General features: G+C 46.1%; 20 protein-coding genes and 1 tRNA gene. 11 read left to right on the top strand and 10 right to left on the bottom strand.

Features of this window, described 5'->3' with window-relative positions; translation table 11 throughout:
* Position 1: 1 nt before the first annotated feature.
* The 3 genes from pgaC to pgaA are packed head-to-tail and all read right to left on the bottom strand — an operon-like array spanning position 2 to position 5,770.
* Positions 2-1,327, bottom strand: coding sequence for a poly-beta-1,6-N-acetyl-D-glucosamine synthase (gene pgaC, locus AB4H76_RS14180; protein WP_000610451.1), 1,326 nt, complete (start codon positions 1,325-1,327; stop codon positions 2-4).
* Positions 1,320-3,338, bottom strand: a complete 2,019-nt coding sequence (gene pgaB / locus AB4H76_RS14175; protein ID WP_072647698.1) for a poly-beta-1,6-N-acetyl-D-glucosamine N-deacetylase PgaB — start codon at positions 3,336-3,338, stop codon at positions 1,320-1,322. The genes pgaC and pgaB overlap by 8 nt, the downstream gene beginning before the upstream one ends.
* A gap of 8 nt (positions 3,339-3,346) precedes the next feature.
* On the bottom strand, positions 3,347-5,770 hold the full coding sequence (gene pgaA, locus AB4H76_RS14170; RefSeq protein WP_000287458.1) for a poly-beta-1,6 N-acetyl-D-glucosamine export porin PgaA: 2,424 nt from the start codon (positions 5,768-5,770) through the stop codon (positions 3,347-3,349).
* Between the two features lie 586 nt (positions 5,771-6,356).
* Between pgaA and AB4H76_RS14165 the strand changes: the two genes are divergently transcribed.
* A complete protein-coding gene (locus tag AB4H76_RS14165; RefSeq protein WP_000409883.1) occupies positions 6,357-7,715 on the top strand; it encodes a GGDEF domain-containing protein in 1,359 nt (452 codons plus the stop codon).
* Positions 7,716-7,755: 40 nt separating this feature from the next.
* Here the strand turns inward: AB4H76_RS14165 and AB4H76_RS14160 are convergent.
* Together AB4H76_RS14160 and AB4H76_RS14155 are read right to left on the bottom strand one after the other, a co-directional pair.
* Positions 7,756-8,918 (bottom strand): IS3-like element IS3 family transposase gene (locus AB4H76_RS14160; RefSeq protein ID WP_085947771.1). Its coding sequence is split into 2 segments (ribosomal slippage): positions 7,756-8,657 and positions 8,657-8,918, totalling 1,164 coding nucleotides; the frame shifts between segments, so codons are not numbered across the junction.
* Between the two features lie 228 nt (positions 8,919-9,146).
* Positions 9,147-9,234 (bottom strand) — tRNA-Ser (locus AB4H76_RS14155).
* Positions 9,235-9,467: 233 nt separating this feature from the next.
* Between AB4H76_RS14155 and ghrA the strand changes: the two genes are divergently transcribed.
* The 4 genes from ghrA (at position 9,468) to AB4H76_RS14135 (ending at position 12,369) form a co-directional block, all read left to right on the top strand.
* Positions 9,468-10,406, top strand: a complete 939-nt coding sequence (gene ghrA / locus AB4H76_RS14150) for a glyoxylate/hydroxypyruvate reductase GhrA (RefSeq protein WP_000351315.1) — start codon at positions 9,468-9,470, stop codon at positions 10,404-10,406.
* A gap of 54 nt (positions 10,407-10,460) precedes the next feature.
* Positions 10,461-11,198: a zinc-binding phosphatase gene (gene ycdX, locus AB4H76_RS14145; protein WP_000283664.1), complete on the top strand. Its 738-nt coding sequence runs from the start codon at positions 10,461-10,463 to the stop codon at positions 11,196-11,198.
* A 23-nt stretch (positions 11,199-11,221) separates the two neighbouring features.
* A complete protein-coding gene (gene ycdY / locus AB4H76_RS14140) occupies positions 11,222-11,776 on the top strand; it encodes a molecular chaperone YcdY (RefSeq protein WP_077491897.1) in 555 nt (184 codons plus the stop codon).
* 101 nt (positions 11,777-11,877) lie between these two features.
* Positions 11,878-12,369 carry a DUF1097 domain-containing protein gene (locus AB4H76_RS14135; RefSeq protein ID WP_001300785.1) on the top strand — a complete coding sequence of 164 codons (492 nt, stop codon included), beginning with the start codon at positions 11,878-11,880 and terminating at the stop codon, positions 12,367-12,369.
* Positions 12,370-12,432: 63 nt separating this feature from the next.
* Here the strand turns inward: AB4H76_RS14135 and csgG are convergent, their stop codons facing one another.
* From csgG to csgD, 4 genes are read right to left on the bottom strand one after another with little or no spacing between them, the layout of a single operon-like run.
* The gene (gene csgG, locus AB4H76_RS14130; RefSeq protein ID WP_001189321.1) at positions 12,433-13,266 is read right to left on the bottom strand and encodes a curli production assembly/transport protein CsgG; all 834 of its coding nucleotides are present in this window, start codon (positions 13,264-13,266) and stop codon (positions 12,433-12,435) included.
* A 26-nt stretch (positions 13,267-13,292) separates the two neighbouring features.
* Positions 13,293-13,709, bottom strand: a complete 417-nt coding sequence (csgF, locus tag AB4H76_RS14125; protein ID WP_001264088.1) for a curli production assembly/transport protein CsgF — start codon at positions 13,707-13,709, stop codon at positions 13,293-13,295.
* Between the two features lie 24 nt (positions 13,710-13,733).
* The gene (gene csgE, locus AB4H76_RS14120; protein WP_000833288.1) at positions 13,734-14,123 is read right to left on the bottom strand and encodes a curli production assembly/transport protein CsgE; all 390 of its coding nucleotides are present in this window, start codon (positions 14,121-14,123) and stop codon (positions 13,734-13,736) included.
* Positions 14,124-14,127: 4 nt separating this feature from the next.
* On the bottom strand, positions 14,128-14,778 hold the full coding sequence (gene csgD / locus AB4H76_RS14115) for a biofilm master transcriptional regulator CsgD (protein ID WP_000481505.1): 651 nt from the start codon (positions 14,776-14,778) through the stop codon (positions 14,128-14,130).
* A 754-nt stretch (positions 14,779-15,532) separates the two neighbouring features.
* Here csgD and csgB point away from each other — a divergent pair.
* The 6 genes from csgB to clsC all read left to right on the top strand — a co-directional run bounded on the left by csgB (position 15,533) and on the right by clsC (position 19,358).
* Complete coding sequence (csgB, locus tag AB4H76_RS14110; protein ID WP_000791650.1) at positions 15,533-15,988, top strand: curli minor subunit CsgB; 456 nt, start codon at positions 15,533-15,535, stop codon at positions 15,986-15,988.
* A gap of 40 nt (positions 15,989-16,028) precedes the next feature.
* A complete protein-coding gene (gene csgA, locus AB4H76_RS14105) occupies positions 16,029-16,484 on the top strand; it encodes a curli major subunit CsgA (protein WP_000771437.1) in 456 nt (151 codons plus the stop codon).
* 58 nt (positions 16,485-16,542) lie between these two features.
* Positions 16,543-16,875, top strand: coding sequence for a curli assembly chaperone CsgC (csgC, locus tag AB4H76_RS14100; RefSeq protein ID WP_001094300.1), 333 nt, complete (start codon positions 16,543-16,545; stop codon positions 16,873-16,875).
* Positions 16,876-16,995: 120 nt separating this feature from the next.
* A complete protein-coding gene (ymdA, locus tag AB4H76_RS14095; RefSeq protein WP_000489587.1) occupies positions 16,996-17,307 on the top strand; it encodes a protein YmdA in 312 nt (103 codons plus the stop codon).
* A 94-nt stretch (positions 17,308-17,401) separates the two neighbouring features.
* Positions 17,402-17,935, top strand: coding sequence for an O-acetyl-ADP-ribose deacetylase (ymdB, locus tag AB4H76_RS14090; protein ID WP_000857405.1), 534 nt, complete (start codon positions 17,402-17,404; stop codon positions 17,933-17,935).
* A complete protein-coding gene (clsC, locus tag AB4H76_RS14085; RefSeq protein WP_001307714.1) occupies positions 17,877-19,358 on the top strand; it encodes a cardiolipin synthase ClsC in 1,482 nt (493 codons plus the stop codon). The genes ymdB and clsC overlap by 59 nt, the downstream gene beginning before the upstream one ends.
* A gap of 7 nt (positions 19,359-19,365) precedes the next feature.
* Here clsC and mdoC read toward each other — a convergent pair whose 3' ends face one another.
* Entirely contained in the window at positions 19,366-20,523 is a 1,158-nt protein-coding gene (mdoC, locus tag AB4H76_RS14080; RefSeq protein ID WP_001070375.1) for a glucans biosynthesis protein MdoC, read from the bottom strand.
* Between the last annotated feature and the right edge of the window lie 164 nt (positions 20,524-20,687).

Below are 20,687 nucleotides of genomic sequence, written 5' to 3'. Positions count from 1 at the left end.
ATTAACCTCTCAGAATCCCGCGATCGGGACTTACCCAACGGGCGCGTTGCTTTTTAGGCATCAACATGACTCGTGTAAATGATACCAATGTCGTTGCCAGGCTCAGCATCCAGAAAATAACCGGGAACCAAATAATCCAGAAAAGCGATGAAGTCAGATTATGCTCATAGCGATTCTCGATCATCAGGCTGACAATAAATTGCAGTAAACATAACGTACACAATAATATTCCGGCAGTATGTGTCGCAGCGATATGTGTCAATTCAATATTTAACGGTACACCGGCAAGTTGGACTGCGTAAATAATGAAACCGACCAGGCAGGTGAAGGCCCATATTGTCGTCAGGCAGTATTCAAAAAACAGCGGCCACATTCGAAAGTTTTCTTTGCGCCACAACCTTGTCATATTTTTGAGGAATACTTCTGCACCGCCCTGAGCCCAGCGCAGGCGCTGTTTCCACAGCCCTTTTAACGTTTCAGGCATTAATATCCAGCACAGTGCCCGTGGCTCGTAAAAAATCGTCCACTGATTCAACTGCAGCTTCCAGCTAATATCAATATCTTCGGTGATCATATCGTCACTCCAGTAACCCACTTCTGCCAGGGCGCTGCGACGAAATGCGGCAATAACACCGGAAACGGTAAATACGTTTCCATAGATACGCTGGGTTCGCTTGATCAAACCAATAATTGAGGAATACTCGCCAACCTGAATTTTACCCACCAGGGTAGAACGTGTTCGAATACGAGGATTACCGGTTACGGCACCCACACGCGGGTTGTACAACATCGGTTCCACAATATATGCCGCCGCATCGCGGTCTAATAACGCATCGCCATCAATGCACACCAGATATTCACTTTTCGCCGCGGCAGCTCCGGTTTTAAGCGCAATGGCTTTCCCCTGGTTTTGCGCCAGATGAATGACCCGCAAATGGGGAATTTGTGCAGCCATGCGATCCAGGATGGCACGGGTTTTATCTGTTGAACCGTCATTTACGGCAATAACTTCAATGTTCTCATAACGCTGTGCTAAAGCGGCGTGTATGGTTTCCTCAACGTTTTTCTCCTCATTAAAACAGGGAATGATAATGGAGATAGACGGATTATCTTTCAACTGGGGAGCTGGTGCGTTTTCTCCCCACGGCCAGTGGCGTTCACGATAGACCCAGAAATAGACGCCGCCAACAATCCACATAATGGACATAAAAAACGGCCAGAAGAAAACGAACCTCATCATCAGTTCACCAGAGTGAAAGTACGCTACGCATAGGGGTATGCATAACACCAGACATAATATAAAAAACGATACGATGCGATTAATCATTTTTCGGATACCAGGCTGTTGAAAACTCAGGACGAATAAGGTCTATTTCAGGTTGGTTATGCAGAAAATTGTCGGGATAATAACCATAGTTTTTCACTCCATTCAGTTGTAATAGGCTCATCCAGTGAGCGAGTTGTTGCGAAGAAATAGCCTGATGCTGACCATTTTTCTGCCAGTTTTGTGCCTGTAATTCTAAAATAGATTTGTCTTTAGCCTGAGGGATGTTTTTAATTTGATTGGTCAATTGTATTAACCATTGGTCAGCCGATTTTTCTGCGACACCTTCCAGATAAGGCATAGCCATAATAGCGGTCCAGTCATAGCTTTTTAGGAAATCAGCATAATTCTGTGCAAACCAGGCTTCACTTTCAGGTTGTATTACCGGAAGTGCAAAAATATTTCGTGCAGTTTTAATATGTGGACCGCGAATGGCTTTTACGCGCGCACTAAGTTCTAAAGTGAAGTCAGTTAACGCACGACTTTTAAAGCGGGCCCACTGTTTAAATTGCTCCGGGTTTTGTCGAATTTCGCTCAGACTCCCGCTAAAGCCTGCTTGCTGATAAGCCGTGATAGCCGGTGCACTGGCATCTTCATAATCTGAAAGCAAAGCATCATCGTGGAACAATATGCCATCAAAAGCAGCATGTCCGGCAAGATCTTCATATAACATGCCAACTTGTGCTCTGACTCTGTCATCGAAAGGAGAGAGACGGTGATATTGTTCAGGATGAATTTGTGCTTTTTTCTCCCCTGTTGGTAAGTATTTTACTCGCGTTAATGTGGGATCTAAATCCCAGCTTAATACCGGCATCCACGCATAGATGTTTACACCTGAGCGGGTACGTAATTGCCAGGCAACCCGACTAAAAATATCTGCTTTCATTGGTAGCAAACGATTTGGAAACCAGACCTCTTTGACCAGCCCATCACCATCGGGATCAGCAAATGCCTGCAAATACACGGTTGATATTTGCATATCTTTCACCCGCTGAATTAGCACATCAATATTGCGATTCATTTGCTGGAGGTTTTCGTCATAAACGTAATCAAGATCGATATGCATTATCCGTTGTGGTGATTTTTCCTGTACGGTAATAATTTGCTGGGCAAACTCTTTTAATGAGGGATTATTGGCGATTAATACCCGCGGAATGGAATCCAATTGCGACGCATTTGCCAAACCTGATTCAAGGGTGAAGAACATGTCATAACCGAGTTTTTTTAATTCCTCTATCGCTATGCCATTCGCTTCGCCATAAGGCCAAACAAAAACGTGTGGATTTACCTCAACCTTTGTACGCAGGTATTCCGTCATTTTTACAGCATCCAGACGAATTCTTTCCCGGTATTCTGCTGCGGTTTCATACCGTGCGTGGTCAGTAAAATATGCACGATTTACATATACAGGCAATAAGCTGCCGGTGGCATTAGCCTGAATACCGTAGTGAGAATTCCATGTATGAGAAGCGAGCTCAACGAGCCGGGAACGCGCAACTTCTCGCACTTGTTGCCACGTGGCAAAATATTCTCGATCGACCAACTCATCGCCAAATTTTACTTGTTTATCCGCTGGCGTATCGACCCAACTGCCGACGGGGGCCCATACAGCAGGCCACTGGAAGGCCTGAAGAATTGGGAAGACGCGGGTATAAAAACTCTGGTAGCCGTCATCAAAAGTCAGCACTACAGCTTTTTCCGGTAGCGGTTTTCCTCCTCGATGTGCTTCACGAATTTGAGCAATACTGACCGGTTGATAACCGTTCTCGCGCAGCCAGGCAAATTGTTCACGCAGTGCTGATGTCCGCACTGACATAAAACGCTGGTCGGCAGCTTCGTCTTCAACGTTATGCCATGAAATCGCTACAAAACCATTATGCGGCCACGGTTGCTCGGCGAGTAAAGATTCGCGATCCTGTGGCGGTATAAATGATGTTCTTGACTGGCTAATGCACGCGGTGAGCATAATTATACTCACCAGCATCAGGAGATATTTATTTCCATTACGTAACATATTTATCCTTAAAATCTGAATGTCATATCGAATTCAACGTATAAGTTGTGTTCTCTGTCACCGTCATAAGGTCGTTTTTCCCAGCGTAGCGTTGCGCCAGCATCAATCACGTCATTCCAACTAATGCGTTGCCCGTAGCCGAGTTGGGTGACGACATCCGTGCCATAATGTTTTTGCCAGGAGGCACCAACACCTGCGCTGAATATTTGCTCCCAGCTATTTTCATAGCTTCGCCATAACAAATGGCTTGCCTCAAATGCCGGAACAATATCGAACGTTTTTATAGGGTTGTAGTATGGGGTATCGTGTTCTGTATTTTGTTCGTAATACAGACTGGGTAGGAAATCGACAATCAAATATGGTGAAGACCAGATGCGTTCCTGACCCTCAAGTGAGACTTCATGACGCTGGTTACTGTCGGAAAAATCAGTGAAAGCCCAGGAGACACCGTACTTACGCCGCTCATTTTGATACCAGCGAACATAAGCCTGAGCACTGTTGCCTGTAACACCATTTTTCATTGCCCGTAATGGAACGCGGTGAGAGAGGCGTTCCAGTTGCGAACCAATACGCCAGTTATCATTAAAATCATACCAGCCAGACAGGCGCGCGCCGGGTTTATGCTCATGATTGAAAACGCGTTCAGCGTACTCTGCCTCGAGCCAGATATTACGTGACCGCCACTCAACACCCGCAAGCCAGTCGCGAACAATCCCTTTTCCTTCGCTAAATTGTCCATCGGCATAACCGAATCCAGCAAAACCGCGCCAGTTATCCTTCAGCGGTGGTGAATAAACGATGGTGGTTAAGTCGACATCATGTTTACCACTATCCGGGCCTTCGGCATCAATTCCTGTTGAGCCAGCGATACGAAGCTCTGCAAGATTATGTACATCAACCGCACGTTTTAATCGTACAACGCCGGGATCTTGCGGTTCACGTTCGACAACATCGTGCGTTAAGACAGCTGCCTGCTGCCATTCTTGTAACGTTAATGCTGTCCAGGCTTGTTCAACCTCCAGATTAATATTACGTGGCTCGATCACTTCTGCTTTTTTTAATTCATTTTCTGCTGCACGAGGCCAACCGCGGGCTTGTAACACACTCGCGTAATCAATGCGCAGTCCCTGATTTCCTGGTGCGTTATAAGCAAGCTCTCTGGCTGTCATTTCAGCCTGAGGAAGATCATTACTATATTTTGCTACGGTTGAGAGAAACGAATGCCCCTGTAACCAGGTATCATTCGGGATGCTCGTAGGCGTGCCCATTAACCGAAGGAAAGGCGGCGAAGTATTAATGGTATGTTGGGTGACAGTTAGCGCGCCCGGATAATTTTCACTCTCCAGGTGGCTGTAAAAGAGATCCGCAAGTTCTTCATCGGATAAATCCGGGGCAATGGTCTCCTTGTGATAAAAGAGCTCGGTCATTATTGACTGTGCTTTTTTCGGCTGATGATCTTTGAGATAAGCCGATGCAACCCAATATTGCCCCCAGGGCGGAATAATTTGCCCCGTCTTTTTTAATCGCTGATAGTGAGAAATAACGTCTTTATAACGATCGCGAGTTAATAACGCGCCAAGATGATCAACCTGAATACGCTGGTACTGGGCAGTGCGGTCTGGGTTATCGTGCCACAGAATTTCTAATGCAGCGTATTGGGCGAGGGCGCGATCGGCAATGGCATAACGTTCACTTTCACTGCGCGTAGGCATAAACGACAGTCTGACCAGTTCGGCATGAATATCAGCGCGAATATCTGGCGTTAAATTGGCATCGTCAATCGCGGCAGCAAGTTGATTATTACGTAATGCCTGCACGTATTCTGTGGGATATTGTTGCGTAGATGCATTTTCAGGTAATGACTCTGTCATCGCCCGTAATTCATCCTGATGACGCCCCGCCAGTTTATAGATATAGGCTTCTGCGAGTAAATTGGCTTTGTCCGGTGCTCCAGAGTTAAGCTGCTTAAGTTTAACCAGCGCAGTATCATAGTGACCAGCATCTGCCAGGGTTAAAATTTGTCCCCGTTGATAATCCTTATTTTGCGGCTCCAGAGAGAGCGCCTTTTGCCACAGTGTAAGCGAGTTTTGCCATTGTTGCAGGTTACGATAAGCGACGGCGACAGCTGCATAACCACGCGCTGGTAATTGCTGATGACGGTAGCGGTTGTAAACGGTAATAACCTGTTTATCTTGCCCGGCCCATAAGGCAATCTGTAACCAGTCAGCAATTTGGTTATTGCTGAGTGCTGATTTTAGTGCAAACCATGACAAAGCTGGCTGAGTATTACCCTTGCGAGCTTCAATAATCAATGCATCATAGGCGTTATTAACAGCACTCTTCGCCGCGGGACTCGCTGCTAAAAATGCGGCAGTAAGAAGTTTCAAAGCCCATTTGGTTTTCGGGCACCTTTTTCTGCTACTTGAATACATCCTGTATTACTCCATGTATTGCCAAAATCTCTCTCTGTATCTAATTACAGGTAACTGAAAAGAAAGATATTTTTGCACCTCATAATCCGTTATTAAACGCGGAAGAGAGACGTGAATTGTTGATGATGAGAAGAAGAAATGATGAGCAGAGTGTCCATATAAAATCCTTTTCTCGCCCGAAAATCCATTCCAATGATGAGGATCTTCAGGAATACGGCATAAATCCCAATGCCTTTTTCAAAATAAATTAGGATTAAAATAATTAAATCAGTAAATTCCGATGCATGATTTCGGATTTTTCGAAAGTCCTGATGAAAGGCTGCGCTACGGCACTCACGGATTTAATTGTTATTCCTAATGTATCTATGAATTAATGTTTTATAAGGATTTTCTATAACCATTTATAAGTATTTTCAAGCCTGGCTTGTTGCAAACAATGTATAAAGCACTTAGGCAATAATAATTACATTCAGCAACTATCATCATCGGTATTGTTTGTGGGCGGAATTTCATATTGACAACAGTACAGTTCTTATATCTATTAATAATAGAAAGGGATCTACAACCTACAGATTGGTGTAGCTTTATGGAAAAAGACTATTTGAGAATTAGTAGTACTGTATTAGTGAGCTTATTGTTTGGGCTTGCTTTGGTTTTGGTGAATAGTTGGTTTAATCAGCCAGGCGTTGAGGAAGTTGTTCCACGATCAACCTATCTGATGGTAATGATTGCTTTATTTTTTATCGATACTGTTGCATTTATTTTTATGCAGTTGTATTTCATTTATGACCGTAGGCAATTTTCAAACTGTGTACTTAGTTTGGCTTTTCTGAGTTGTTTGATTTACTTTGTTAAAACCGTCATTATCATTCAGCAAATTATTGAGGAGCGTTTGACAAGCAGTGTTGTCCAAAATGACATTGCAATCTATTATTTGTTTCGTCAGATGAGTTTGTGCATATTAATATTTCTGGCATTGGTGAATAAAGTTAGTGAAAACACAAAACAGCGCAATTTATTTTCCAAAAAAATGACTTTGTGCATAAGTTTGTTTTTTGTTTTTGGGGGGCCGATAGTTGCTCACATACTTTCTAGTCATTATGAGAGCTACAATTTACACATTGCCGAGTTAACCAATGAAAATGGTCAGGTGGTTTGGAAAGCCTCATATGTTACCATAATGATTTTCATGTGGTTAACCTTGCTTTCGGTTAATCTATACTTTAATGGTTTACGCTATGATATCTGGAATGGAGTGACGGTGATTGCTTTTTGTGCCGTACTGTACAATATCTCTCTGTTATTTATGAGTAGGTATAGCGTGTCCACTTGGTATATTAGTCGCACTATTGAAGTAGTCAGTAAGTTAACCGTTATGGTAATATTTATGTGCCATATATTCAGTGCGCTACGAGTAACAAAGAACATTGCACATCGCGATCCCTTAACCAATATATTTAACAGAAATTATTTTTTTAATGAACTGACAGTTCAATCAGCATCAGCCCAAAAAACGCCTTATTGCGTCATGATTATGGATATCGACCACTTCAAAAAAGTCAACGACACCTGGGGGCATCCGGTTGGCGATCAGGTGATAAAAACAGTGGTGAATATCATTGGGAAAAGCATACGACCAGATGACCTTTTAGCGCGCGTCGGCGGCGAAGAGTTTGGCGTCTTGCTGACGGACATCGATACTGAACGTGCGAAAGCTTTAGCGGAAAGGATTCGGGAAAATGTTGAGCGTTTAACTGGCGATAATCCTGAATACGCTATACCACAAAAAGTGACGATTAGTATTGGCGCTGTTGTGACTCAGGAAAATGCGTTAAACCCAAATGAGATCTATCGACTGGCTGATAACGCACTTTACGAGGCGAAAGAGACCGGGCGTAATAAGGTGGTTGTGAGGGATGTGGTGAATTTTTGTGAGTCACCATAAAGCGGCATTTTGATCCTACCCACGTAATATGGACACAGGCCTAAGCGAGGTTCTTGTTTTCAAATTGTTCCGGACTGAGGCCGCCACACCAACTGTGCCGCCGCCACCGATTGTAATCACATTCGATATAATTAAACACCGTTGCCCGCATTATTTCCCGGCTGATAAAGTGTTCTCCATGGATACATTCCACTTTCAGCGAATGAAAGAAGCTTTCCACGCAGGCATTATCGTAGCAGCAACCTTTTGCGCTCATACTTCCACGCAGATTATGCCGCTTCAGTTGCGCCTGATAATCTGCTGAACAGTACTGGCCTCCACGGTCCGTGTGAACGATAACGTTCCGGGGCCTCTTACGCCGCCACAGCGCCATCTGCAGGGCATCGCAGGCCAGTTGCGCCGTCATGCGTGGCGACATTGACCAGCCAATAACGGCACGTGACCACAGGTCAATGACCACTGCCAGATACAGCCAGCCTTCATCTGTACGTAAGTACGTGATGTCTCCTGCCCACTTCTGGTTCGGGCCACTGGCGTAAAAATCCTGCTCCAACAGATTTTCTGACACAGGCAGGCCGTGTGCGCGGTAGCTGACCGGGCTGAACTTCCGGGAGGCCTTTGCCCTCAGTCCCTGACGGCGCAGGCTTGCCGCCACGGTTTTTACGTTAAAGGGGTAACCCTGAGCACGCAGTTCATCCGTCAGGCGTGGGGCACCGTAACGCTGTTTTGACCGGGTAAAAGCCGCGAGGACAACGCTGTCGCAGTGTTGGCGGAACTGCTGACGCGTGCTTATCCTTGTCCGCCGCTGACACCACGTATACCAGCCGCTGCGGGCCACCCGGAGCACGCGGCACATTGCTTTGATGCTGAACTCAGCCTGATGTTTTTCAATAAAGACATACTTCATTTCAGGCGCTTCGCGAAGTATGTCGCGGCCTTTTGGAGGATAGCCAGCTCTTCATCCCGTTCTGCCAGCTGGCGTTTGAGACGTGCAATCTCGGTAGACATCTCCAGTTCACGTTCAGAAGACGTCTGCTGATTTTGCTGTTTACTGCGCCAGTTGTAGAGTTGTGATTCATACAGGCTGAGTTCACGGGCTGCGGCAGTAACACCGATGCGTTCAGCAAGCTTCAGGGCTTCACTGCGAAATTCAGGCGAATGCTGTTTACGGGGTTTTTTACTGGTTGATACTGTTTTTGTCATGTGAGTCACCTCTGACTGAGAGTTTACTCACTTAGCCGCGTGTCCACTATTGCTGGGTAAGATCATGACTCGCTTCGCTCGCCCTGCGGGCAGCCCGCTCACTGCGTTCACGGTCTGTCCAACTGGCTGTCGCCAGTTGTCGAACCCCGGTCGGGGCTTCTCATCCCCCCGGTGTGTGCAATATACGAAAAAAAAGCCCGTACTTTCGTACGAGCTCTTCTTTAAATATGGCGGTGAGGGGGGGATTCGAACCCCCGATACGTTGCCGTATACACACTTTCCAGGCGTGCTCCTTCAGCCACTCGGACACCTCACCAAATTGTCGTTCCTGTCTTGCTGGAACGGGCGCTAATTTAGGGAAATCATGACCTGAGGTCAACAAACTTTTTTAAAAAATCGCGCGTTTATTCAAACTTCAATCAATATGCAGTTTTAATAAGCGAAATCTGCTTTTTTTGCCACCGACCACGGATTTGTTATGCTGGTGGCTTTTGTAGATCATAACGATAAGTGCGAATAAATTTCGCACAACGCTTTTCGGGAGTCAGTATGGATATCATCTTTTATCACCCAACGTTCGATACCCAATGGTGGATTGAGGCACTGCGCAAAGCTATTCCTCAGGCAAGAGTCAGAGCATGGAAAAGCGGAGATAATGACTCTGCTGATTATGCTTTAGTCTGGCATCCTCCTGTTGAAATGCTGGCAGGGCGCGATCTTAAAGCGGTGTTCGCACTCGGGGCCGGTGTTGATTCTATTTTGAGCAAGCTACAGGCACACCCTGAAATGCTGAACCCTTCTGTTCCACTTTTTCGCCTGGAAGATACCGGTATGGGCGAGCAAATGCAGGAATATGCTGTCAGTCAGGTGCTGCATTGGTTTCGACGTTTTGACGATTATCGCATCCAGCAAAATAGTTCGCATTGGCAACCGCTGCCTGAATATCATCGGGAAGATTTTACCATCGGCATTTTGGGCGCAGGCGTACTGGGCAGTAAAGTTGCTCAGAGTCTGCAAACCTGGCGCTTTCCGCTGCGTTGCTGGAGTCGAACCCGTAAATCGTGGCCTGGCGTGCAAAGCTTTGCCGGACGGGAAGAACTGTCTGCATTTCTGAGCCAATGTCGGGTATTGATTAATTTGTTACCGAATACCCCTGAAACCGTCGGCATTATTAATCAACAATTACTCGAAAAATTACCGGATGGCGCGTATCTCCTCAACCTGGCGCGTGGTGTTCATGTTGTGGAAGATGACCTGCTCGCGGCGCTGGATAGCGGGAAAGTTAAAGGCGCAATGCTGGATGTTTTTAATCGTGAACCCTTACCGCCTGAAAGTCCGCTCTGGCAACATCCACGCGTGACGATAACACCACATGTCGCCGCGATTACCCGTCCCGCTGAAGCTGTGGAGTACATTTCTCGCACTATTGCCCAGCTCGAAAAAGGGGAGAAGGTCTGCGGGCAAGTCGACCGCGCACGCGGCTACTAATAAAGCATCAGGATTCCTGCTATCCTTGGCGGGAATTGAATACAGGAGAGAGTTATGTATCCCGTCGACCTTCATATGCATACCGTTGCCAGCACACATGCATATAGCACATTGAGTGATTACATTGCCCAGGCCAAACAAAAGGGCATTAAACTTTTTGCGATCACCGATCATGGCCCGGATATGGAAGATGCTCCGCATCACTGGCACTTCATTAACATGCGTATCTGGCCGCGAGTGGTTGATGGGGTAGGGATCCTGCGCGGCATCGAAGCTAACATTAAAAATGTTGATGGTGAAATTGATTGCAGCGGTAAAATGTTTGACTCGCTGGATCTGATTATTGCCGGTTTTCATGAGCCGGTTTTTGCACCACATGACAAAGCGACCAATACACAAGCGATGATCGCCACTATCGCCAGCGGCAATGTGCATATAATAAGCCATCCCGGAAATCCCAAATATGAAATAGATGTGAAAGCCGTTGCTGAAGCAGCCGCGAAACATCAGGTGGCGCTGGAAATCAATAATTCTTCATTTTTACACTCACGTAAGGGCAGTGAAGACAACTGTCGTGCGGTAGCCGCAGCGGTACGTGATGCTGGAGGTTGGGTGGCATTAGGCTCGGATTCTCACACCGCGTTTACCATGGGGGAATTTGAAGAGTGTCTTAAAATCCTCGACGCGGTAGATTTTCCGCCAGAGCGCATTTTGAATGTTTCTCCGCGCCGCTTACTGAACTTCCTTGAATCTCGCGGTATGGCACCGATTGCGGAATTTGCAGACCTTTAATTACTAGTAATGGAAATATATTAATGAACGAGTTTTCTATCCTCTGTCGTGTGCTGGGTTCGCTCTATTACCGCCAACCGCAAGATCCTTTACTGGTGCCGCTGTTTACCCTGATTCGTGAGGGGAAACTGGCTGCGAACTGGCCACTGGAGCAGGATGAGTTACTGACGCGTTTACAGAAAAGCTGTGATATGGCGCAAGTCTCTGCCGATTACAATGCGTTGTTTATCGGCGATGAATGTGCCGTGCCGCCATATCGTAACGCATGGGTTGAGGACGCAACGGAAGCGGAAGTGCGCGCTTTTCTTTCCGAACGAGGGATGCCACTGGCGGATACGCCAGCCGATCACATCGGCACATTGCTGCTTGCGGCTTCCTGGCTGGAAGATCAGTCAACGGAAGATGAGAGCGAAGCACTGGAAACACTGTTCAGTGAGTATCTGTTACCCTGGTGTGGTGCGTTCCTTGGCAAAGTGGAGGCCCATGCAACCACGCCTTTCTGGCGCACCATGGCACCGCTAACCCGCGATGCCATTAGTGCAATGTGGGACGAGCTGGAAGAAGATTCTGAAGAATAAGTGTGATCTACGTCACTCATAACTGCAACGGATAATTTGTTGTTGCATAAAATGTGTGCTCGATCTCATTCATGGCCGCGTTTTCTGCTATCATGCGCGGCATGAACATACTTCTCTCTATTGCAATCACAACAGGCATTCTCTCCGGTATCTGGGGATGGGTGGCTGTTTCCCTGGGCTTACTAAGCTGGGCGGGCTTCCTGGGCTGTACGGCCTACTTTGCCTGCCCGCAAGGTGGGCTGAAAGGGCTGGCGATCTCCGCTGCAACCCTGCTTAGTGGCGTGGTGTGGGCGATGGTCATTATTTACGGTAGTGCACTGGCACCACATCTGGAAATTCTCGGTTATGTCATAACCGGTATTGTCGCGTTTCTGATGTGTATTCAGGCCAAACAGCTGCTGCTTTCATTTGTTCCGGGGACGTTTATAGGCGCATGCGCGACGTTTGCCGGGCAGGGTGACTGGAAACTGGTGTTACCTTCGCTGGCGCTTGGGCTGATATTTGGTTACGCAATGAAAAACAGTGGCCTGTGGCTGGCGGCGCGTAGTGCAAAGACGGCGCACCGTGAGCAGGAAATCAAAAATAAAGCGTGAGGGGCACTCACGCTTTCGCTTAAACAGTAAAATGCCGGATGATAATTCCGGCTTTTTTATCTGTCAGGATTCCGGTGGAACCGACATATGGCGGTATTTCACCAGAATGTCATTCTGCCGTTCTGCTTTATTTTGCAAATCCCACAGACCACGGTCGATACCATCATTAATCAGGAAAATGACCCCTGTTTCGATAGCCGACATCAGGCACAGCATAACAGGTTCGTTCGAGGTGTAACCCACTTCCCCTTCAAGCAAGCGCTGGTAGTCAATAAAGCGGAAAACCCCGGCCTGAACTTCATAGGAAAGTATCGTCTTACTGGTGTTCACCGAAGAAAGGATCTCGCCGGTACTCACATTGACGACGCGCAGGTTCACGGCAATCTGATCGAGCTGGTATTGCGTGTCGGCACCGATGCCAAAATATCTTGCCCCAACCCCGCCAGATTTGACGTTGCTTTCATAACCGATAATCGAACCTTCAACCATGATATTTGCCGCCGTTAAAGATTGCAGCGGGATTCGGTTATTAATGGCAACCGTGCCGTTTTCTTGTGCCGCACGAATAATCTTGCGCTCGTTAAGCAGGTTTTGTAAGCCCTGGCGCTCCAGCGGTATAAACCAGCGAGAATCTTTCAGTGCCGTGACCAGCATTGCCGTGGCGCTTTGCGGAACAGCAGTGGAGAAGTTACTTGCCGGGTAGGGTTTAAATTGCCCGGTTTCGTCCTGAATGTTGTATACCGAAACAAAGATTTTACCCGTCGGCGCTGGCAGATGGGTCAAATCTTTGTAGCTCTGAGCACGAGGCATTAATGTCGGTCTGGCGGCTTCTTTAGGCGGGGCGGTTAAGCATCCGCTCAGTAACATGACGGCAACCAAAAGAAATAAGCGCTGCATGATTATTTTCCTTATGAAGCTGGGGCTTAAAAATCGGTTGAGTTATTTTGTAAACCCGAAACCTGGATGGTCGAGGTTTGTCCGGTTTTACGATCTGTCACGTTCAACTGCAATTGACCATCGCGGTTGGCAATATCGACAATATAATCGTTGGTCACCATGCGGCCCGGTTTACCGGTATTAATATTCGACAGTAGCCCACCTAAAATTTGTGACTGGATGGCCTGAGTAAAGTTATCTAACGCTGAGGGTGTTTCAATACCAAAGTCATCGTTATAGCTCGGATCTTTATAAGAGTTTTGGGCCTGAGCGCTATTTAATAAAAAAGCGCCATTATTTGGGTTACCACCAAAGTTTGGATTACGGAACTGGAAAGTCATGGTTCCAGCCCAACTTAATGGCGAAATAAGCATGAGTAGAACTACTGCATGTTTGACACGCATTGCAGCCTCCGAACAATTTTTTATTTAGAATTCATCATGCGCCAAATCGCCCGTACTTAATAACGCCTGATTTATCTGGCGACGATTTAGTGCTTCTTCAGTTTGAATCAGTGCAAAGACGACAGTTTTCTCGAAGTCTCTTTTCAACGGAAATAAAAAAGTCTGGAAAATAACGTCCTGATTGACCGTTATAGTGATCCAGCTTCCCCATCGTGCACTGGGCCTTTCATTAATCGTTAAGTTACCCGTATAGTCACTTTCCCATTTATCACTAAAGGCTCGGTAAAAATCATGGCCAATAGATGAAACAGTATGGTCAGTTAGCAATCCCGGGACTTCTACCTCAACGGCGTGAAGATTCCCTGCGGCGAACAGAAATTCTGCCGCCACAATCCAGCGTAAATAACGTTTCATGGCTTTATCGCCTGAGGTTATCGTTTGCCCAGGAAACCGCTTGTGTCCGGTTTTTTACGGCTATCTTCTTGAAAAGATTATAAAGATGCGTTTTAACCGTATTTTCGCTGATGAACAACGAACGAGCGATCTCGTTATTAGACGCGCCGATACGCAGCTTATTCAGGATCTCTTTTTCCCGATGAGTAAGGAGGGCTGATTCCGTGCTGTTATAACGATAGTTACCTGAATGCGTAATCAGGTAGCTGGCAAGCTTTTGCGTAAAGTAGCATTCGCCGCGCAGGACGCCTTGCAACCCATTGACAACACGTTCTTGATCCTCCATGGAATAAAAAACGCCGTTGATATGAGGCCAGTTTTCAATGTCGCGGTACGGGTAATCTTCAGGCGTATTTAGCAACAATATTTTGATATTGTTGTTTTTCCTGCTCAAAGTATCCTGCCAATAATGGATAAGCTTTTTATCCGCTTCCATCATATCCAGAAGAATAATAGAGCCTGAAGAGATATCGTCCAGAGAACGTTGAATATTATGTAATTTTCCTGTAATTGCCAGCGATTGTTTAAGGTGCTGCAAGAGAGCTGTCGCCTGCAAAGAAGGTTTAGTGATCAACAATAATGTATGACCATGAATACTATGGACTTCATTAAACATGATGAAACCCCGCTTTTTTTATTGATCGCACACCTGACAGCTGCCTCTAAAATAGAAGCACCAGAAGTACTGACAGATGTTGCACTGCTGTGTGTAGTAATAAATCAGCCCTAAATGGGTAAAATATAAAACTAATGGATTACATCTGATTTCAATCTAGCCATTACAAATCTTAAATCAAGTGTTAAATATGTAACTAAATGTAACTCGTTATATTAAAATGTTAACCTTAAGGTTTTATTAAGTTTAGAAATGATAGAAAAGTTGTACATTTGGTTTTTATTGCACAATTTTAAAAAATCATACAAATGGTGATAACTTACTAATAATGCATATAAAAAATATTTCGGTGTAGTCCTTTCGTCATGTAAAACGTTCTTGTTTTTTCTCCACACCTCCGTGGACAATTTTTTACTGCAAAAAGACGAGGTTTGTCACGGCTTGTGCGCAAGACATATCGCAGCAATCAGCGACGGGCAAGAAGAATGACTGTCTGGTGCTTTTTGATAGCGGAAAACGGAGATTTAAAAGAAAACAAAATATTTTTTTGCGTAGATAACAGCGTATTTACGTGGGTTTTAATACTTTGGTATGAACTAAAAAAGAAAAATACAACGCGCGGGTGAGTTATTAAAAATATTTCCGCAGACATACTTTCCATCGTAACGCAGCGTTAACAAAATACAGGTTGCGTTAACAACCAAGTTGAAATGATTTAATTTCTTAAATGTACGACCAGGTCCAGGGTGACAACATGAAAAACAAATTGTTATTTATGATGTTAACAATACTGGGTGCGCCTGGGATTGCAGCCGCAGCAGGTTATGATTTAGCTAATTCAGAATATAACTTCGCGGTAAATGAATTGAGTAAGTCTTCATTTAATCAGGCAGCCATAATTGGTCAAGCTGGGACTAATAATAGTGCTCAGTTACGGCAGGGAGGCTCAAAACTTTTGGCGGTTGTTGCGCAAGAAGGTAGTAGCAACCGGGCAAAGATTGACCAGACAGGAGATTATAACCTTGCATATATTGATCAGGCGGGCAGTGCCAACGATGCCAGTATTTCGCAAGGTGCTTATGGTAATACTGCGATGATTATCCAGAAAGGTTCTGGTAATAAAGCAAATATTACACAGTATGGTACTCAAAAAACGGCAATTGTAGTGCAGAGACAGTCGCAAATGGCTATTCGCGTGACACAACGTTAATTTCCATTCGACTTTTAAATCAATCCGATGGGGGTTTTACATGAAACTTTTAAAAGTAGCAGCAATTGCAGCAATCGTATTCTCCGGTAGCGCTCTGGCAGGTGTTGTTCCTCAGTACGGCGGCGGCGGTAACCACGGTGGTGGCGGTAATAATAGCGGCCCAAATTCTGAGCTGAACATTTACCAGTACGGTGGCGGTAACTCTGCACTTGCTCTGCAAACTGATGCCCGTAACTCTGACTTGACTATTACCCAGCATGGCGGCGGTAATGGTGCAGATGTTGGTCAGGGCTCAGATGACAGCTCAATCGATCTGACCCAACGTGGCTTCGGTAACAGCGCTACTCTTGATCAGTGGAACGGCAAAAATTCTGAAATGACGGTTAAACAGTTCGGTGGTGGCAACGGTGCTGCAGTTGACCAGACTGCATCTAACTCCTCCGTCAACGTGACTCAGGTTGGCTTTGGTAACAACGCGACCGCTCATCAGTACTAATACATCATTTGTATTACAGAAACAGGGCGCAAGCCCTGTTTTTTTTCGGGAGAAGAATATGAATACGTTATTACTCCTTGCGGCACTTTCCAGTCAGATAACCTTTAATACGACCCAGCAAGGGGATGTGTATACCATTATTCCTGAAGTCACTCTTACTCAATCTTGTCTGTGCAGAGTACAAATATTGTCCCTGCGCGAAGGCAGTTCAGGGCAAAGTCAGACGAAGCAAGAAAAGACCCTTTCATTGCCTGCTAATCAACCCATTGCTTTGACGAAGTTGAGTTTAAATATTTCCCCGGACGATCGGGTGAAAATAGTTGTTACTGTTTCTGATGGACAGTCACTTCATTTATCACAACAATGGCCGCCCTCTTCAGAAAAGTCTTAATTTGTTGAAATATCGAGCATAAGATGAATCTGGAGAGAATGGTCTGCTGCGAATCAGCCAACCTGAAAGTATGGATAACACAACCCTCAAGGATGACTAATCATTGAGGAAATAGAATAAATGTTCAGACCTTTTTTAAACTCTCTTATGCTCGGCAGTTTGTTTTTTCCTTTTATTGCCATTGCTGGAAGCACCGTGCAAGGGGGCGTGATCCATTTTTATGGCCAAATTGTGGAACCGGCATGTGACGTCAGCACCCAGTCATCACCCGTAGAAATGAACTGCCCACAGAATGGTTCTATTCCGGGCAAAACCTACTCCAGCAAAGCGTTAATGAGCGGCAATGTCAAAAACGCGCAAATAGCCTCAGTAAAAGTGCAGTATCTTGATAAACAGAAAAAGCTGGCTGTAATGAACATCGAATATAACTAAGTTTCTGAACAACTCACGTTGCTGAGCAGAAAAATGCGATTTAACCAAAAAGCCTGCTGTACACTTAAGAAACAAGAAGGTGTAAGGAGGCGTTATGAAAACGCGTATTCATGTTGTGCAGGGTGATATTACCAAACTGGCCGTTGATGTGATTGTGAATGCGGCTAATCCGTCATTAATGGGAGGCGGCGGCGTCGATGGGGCCATTCATCGCGCAGCGGGTCCGGCCCTGCTGGATGCTTGTTTAAAAGTCAGGCAACAGCAGGGCGATTGCCCTACGGGGCATGCCGTTATTACGCTTGCAGGCGATCTTCCCGCTAAAGCCGTAGTGCACACCGTCGGGCCAGTCTGGCGTGGTGGTGAACAAAACGAAGACCAGCTTTTGCAGGATGCCTATCTCAATAGCCTACGACTGGTGGCGGCAAACAGCTATACGTCAGTGGCTTTTCCTGCAATCAGTACTGGGGTTTATGGTTACCCTCGTGCGGCAGCGGCTGAAATCGCAGTAAAAACCGTTTCAGAATTTATTACCCGTCACGCTTTACCCGAACAGGTATACTTTGTCTGTTATGATGAAGAAAACGCCCACCTCTACGAAAGACTCCTTACCCAACAAGGAGATGAATGATTTGCCCCGGCTGGCGAGCGCGGTGCTGCCACTGTGTTCGCAACATCCCGGTCAGTGTGGCCTTTTTCCTCTGGAGAAAAGTCTGGATGCGTTTGCCGCCCGGTATCGTCTGGCCGAAATGGCAGAGCATACGCTCGATGTTCAGTATTACATCTGGCAGGACGATATGTCGGGTCGGTTACTGTTTTCCGCCCTGTTAGCCGCAGCAAAGCGTGGCGTTCGCGTCCGTTTGTTGCTGGACGACAACAATACGCCCGGACTTGACGACATTTTACGCTTGCTTGACAGTCATCCACGCATTGAAGTCCGGCTTTTTAATCCTTTCTCGTTTCGCTTGCTGCGTCCGCTTGGTTATATCACCGACTTTTCCCGTCTTAATCGCCGTATGCACAATAAAAGTTTCACTGTCGATGGCGTGGTGACCCTGGTGGGAGGACGAAATATTGGTGATGCCTATTTTGGAGCAGGGGAGGAGCCACTTTTTTCGGATTTAGATGTCATGGCAATAGGACCCGTGGTAGAGGACGTTGCCGATGATTTCGCCCGCTACTGGTATTGCAAATCGGTTTCACCCTTACAGCAGGTGCTGGATGTCCCGGAGGGTGAAATGGCGGATCGCATCGAGTTACCCGCCTCCTGGCATAACGATGCCATGACGCATCGTTATTTACGCAAAATGGAATCCAGTCCATTTATAAATCATCTGGTTGATGGAACATTGCCGCTTATCTGGGCGAAGACACGTTTATTAAGTGATGATCCGGCGAAAGGGGAGGGCAAGGCAAAACGGCATTCACTGTTACCGCAGCGCCTGTTCGATATCATGGGCTCACCCAGTGAACGCATCGATATTATCTCTTCCTATTTTGTACCGACACGCGCAGGTGTGGCGCAACTCTTACGGATGGTGAGAAAAGGGGTAAAGATTGCGATCCTAACCAATTCTCTTGCCGCTAACGATGTTGCTGTCGTCCATGCCGGATACGCGCGCTGGCGCAAAAAATTGCTCCGCTATGGCGTGGAATTATATGAACTCAAGCCGACGCGTGAACAAAGTAGTACGTTACACGATCGCGGCATAACCGGTAATTCCGGAGCCAGCCTGCATGCTAAAACCTTTAGCATCGATGGTAAAACGGTGTTTATCGGCTCTTTCAATTTCGATCCGCGTTCAACATTGCTCAATACTGAAATGGGCTTCGTGATAGAGAGCGAAACGCTGGCACAGTTAATTGATAAACGCTTTATTCAGAGCCAGTATGATGCGGCCTGGCAGCTCCGTCTGGACAGGTGGGGACGGATCAACTGGGTTGATCGTCATGCAAAGAAAGAGATTATTCTCAAAAAAGAACCCGCCACCAGTTTCTGGAAGCGGGTTATGGTCAGACTGGCGTCGATATTGCCCGTGGAATGGTTATTGTAAATGTGGCTTAACGGGCTGGTGCTTTATCGTTCTCACGCTTAACAACCGGTTTACCAGAGAACAAAAACTTCAGTAACGGGATGCGCAAATGAATTTCATACAGAATTATCGCAATCCCTACTACAAATATCAGGCCACAGAGAAAACCAAGCCAGTTGGAGGTGATGTGCGGTGTAATGTATGCGCCGAAAAACAGCGTTAACGGGTGGTGAACCAGATAGATAAACAGCGATGCGTTAACAAAATAAGTCACCCGCGCTGACTGGAAGTTAAGCAAACGGTGGCCAAAGGAGAAGACCACATTCACCATCCACAGACCGAGGACCATGGTGATCACCGACTCGGTTTCGTACATCCAGGCATCGCCACTGCCATAGCGCTGGTTGAGTAAATAAGCGACAAACGCCAATGCTGCTGCAAGGGTACAGCCACGAGACGGCGTGGTAAACAAGGCTTTAAGATGAGGGAAAATGAAAGCCAGTGCGCCGAGGATAAAGAACGGCAAATAAAACAGCGTTTGCATGACAATAAAATTGAACATGCCATTACTCAGAATGGGCGGATACACAATAAAAATCGTTCTTCTTATTACCGCATAACCGATGCCGAGGCATAAAAAAATCACCGATAGTTTTACCATCGAGAATTTTTTATTCGTTTTATCAGAATTTTCTAAATTATTTCTGATGCGCTTAAATATCCATACGCACAGCGTCGTCATGACCACTAACACCAGTAAAAACCACAGGTGTGATATTAATTCCCAGGCCAACGTATTATATTTGTCATACAATGACAGCCCAGGCCAACTTTCCGCTTTTCCTTTGACATATTGCAGCATAATAAATTGCGGTAATGTCAGTAGGGGGATGGCTGTTAACATCGGGATACCTACACGTTCGACACGTACTTTCCACCATTTTTTCAAGGGATAGCGTAAAAAAAGCATGTAGGAAAAGTAGCCGGATATAACGAAAAATACCTGCATGCGGAACGAGTGGATGAAGTCATTAAAAAGGGTCAGCCACAATGATGATTCGGCGCTATTCACATGCCATGTATGGCTCGAATAGATTAAAGAAATATGAAAAGGGATCCCTAACAACATCAGCCAGGCGCGGATGGAGTCAAGGAAATATTCACGTTGCGCGGGTACTGGATTCATATATGGTTAACTAATCTCGGATTTTTCGTCTTATCCCTGTCGGGTTATGCCTTTAGGCTTGTTGCCATAGTGACACCGACCTGACCGCGCCAGGCGCAGGCTTCAAGGTTTTTATGCATAGCATCATCGCTACCACTAACCAGAATGGAAGCGTCTGTAAGACG

It is taken from the genome of Escherichia sp. UTM R2 (assembly GCF_048593455.1).
GTDB lineage: Bacteria > Pseudomonadota > Gammaproteobacteria > Enterobacterales > Enterobacteriaceae > Escherichia > Escherichia coli.
Note: the sequence above shows the minus strand (reverse complement) of the source record. Positions and strands in the feature narration are given on the sequence as shown.

Bases quoted from the DNA above. Each gene is read 5' to 3' on its own strand.
- pgaC (WP_000610451.1), bottom strand. From the start codon at position 1,327: ATGATTAATCGCATCGTATCGTTTTTTATATTATGTCTGGTGTTATGC.
- pgaB (WP_072647698.1), bottom strand. From the start codon at position 3,338: ATGTTACGTAATGGAAATAAATATCTCCTGATGCTGGTGAGTATAATT.
- pgaA (WP_000287458.1), bottom strand. From the start codon at position 5,770: ATGTATTCAAGTAGCAGAAAAAGGTGCCCGAAAACCAAATGGGCTTTG.
- AB4H76_RS14165 (WP_000409883.1), top strand. From the start codon at position 6,357: ATGGAAAAAGACTATTTGAGAATTAGTAGTACTGTATTAGTGAGCTTA.
- ghrA (WP_000351315.1), top strand. From the start codon at position 9,468: ATGGATATCATCTTTTATCACCCAACGTTCGATACCCAATGGTGGATT.
- ycdX (WP_000283664.1), top strand. From the start codon at position 10,461: ATGTATCCCGTCGACCTTCATATGCATACCGTTGCCAGCACACATGCA.
- ycdY (WP_077491897.1), top strand. From the start codon at position 11,222: ATGAACGAGTTTTCTATCCTCTGTCGTGTGCTGGGTTCGCTCTATTAC.
- AB4H76_RS14135 (WP_001300785.1), top strand. From the start codon at position 11,878: ATGAACATACTTCTCTCTATTGCAATCACAACAGGCATTCTCTCCGGT.
- csgG (WP_001189321.1), bottom strand. From the start codon at position 13,266: ATGCAGCGCTTATTTCTTTTGGTTGCCGTCATGTTACTGAGCGGATGC.
- csgF (WP_001264088.1), bottom strand. From the start codon at position 13,709: ATGCGTGTCAAACATGCAGTAGTTCTACTCATGCTTATTTCGCCATTA.
- csgE (WP_000833288.1), bottom strand. From the start codon at position 14,123: ATGAAACGTTATTTACGCTGGATTGTGGCGGCAGAATTTCTGTTCGCC.
- csgD (WP_000481505.1), bottom strand. From the start codon at position 14,778: ATGTTTAATGAAGTCCATAGTATTCATGGTCATACATTATTGTTGATC.
- csgB (WP_000791650.1), top strand. From the start codon at position 15,533: ATGAAAAACAAATTGTTATTTATGATGTTAACAATACTGGGTGCGCCT.
- csgA (WP_000771437.1), top strand. From the start codon at position 16,029: ATGAAACTTTTAAAAGTAGCAGCAATTGCAGCAATCGTATTCTCCGGT.
- csgC (WP_001094300.1), top strand. From the start codon at position 16,543: ATGAATACGTTATTACTCCTTGCGGCACTTTCCAGTCAGATAACCTTT.
- ymdA (WP_000489587.1), top strand. From the start codon at position 16,996: ATGTTCAGACCTTTTTTAAACTCTCTTATGCTCGGCAGTTTGTTTTTT.
- ymdB (WP_000857405.1), top strand. From the start codon at position 17,402: ATGAAAACGCGTATTCATGTTGTGCAGGGTGATATTACCAAACTGGCC.
- clsC (WP_001307714.1), top strand. From the start codon at position 17,877: ATGATGAAGAAAACGCCCACCTCTACGAAAGACTCCTTACCCAACAAG.
- mdoC (WP_001070375.1), bottom strand. From the start codon at position 20,523: ATGAATCCAGTACCCGCGCAACGTGAATATTTCCTTGACTCCATCCGC.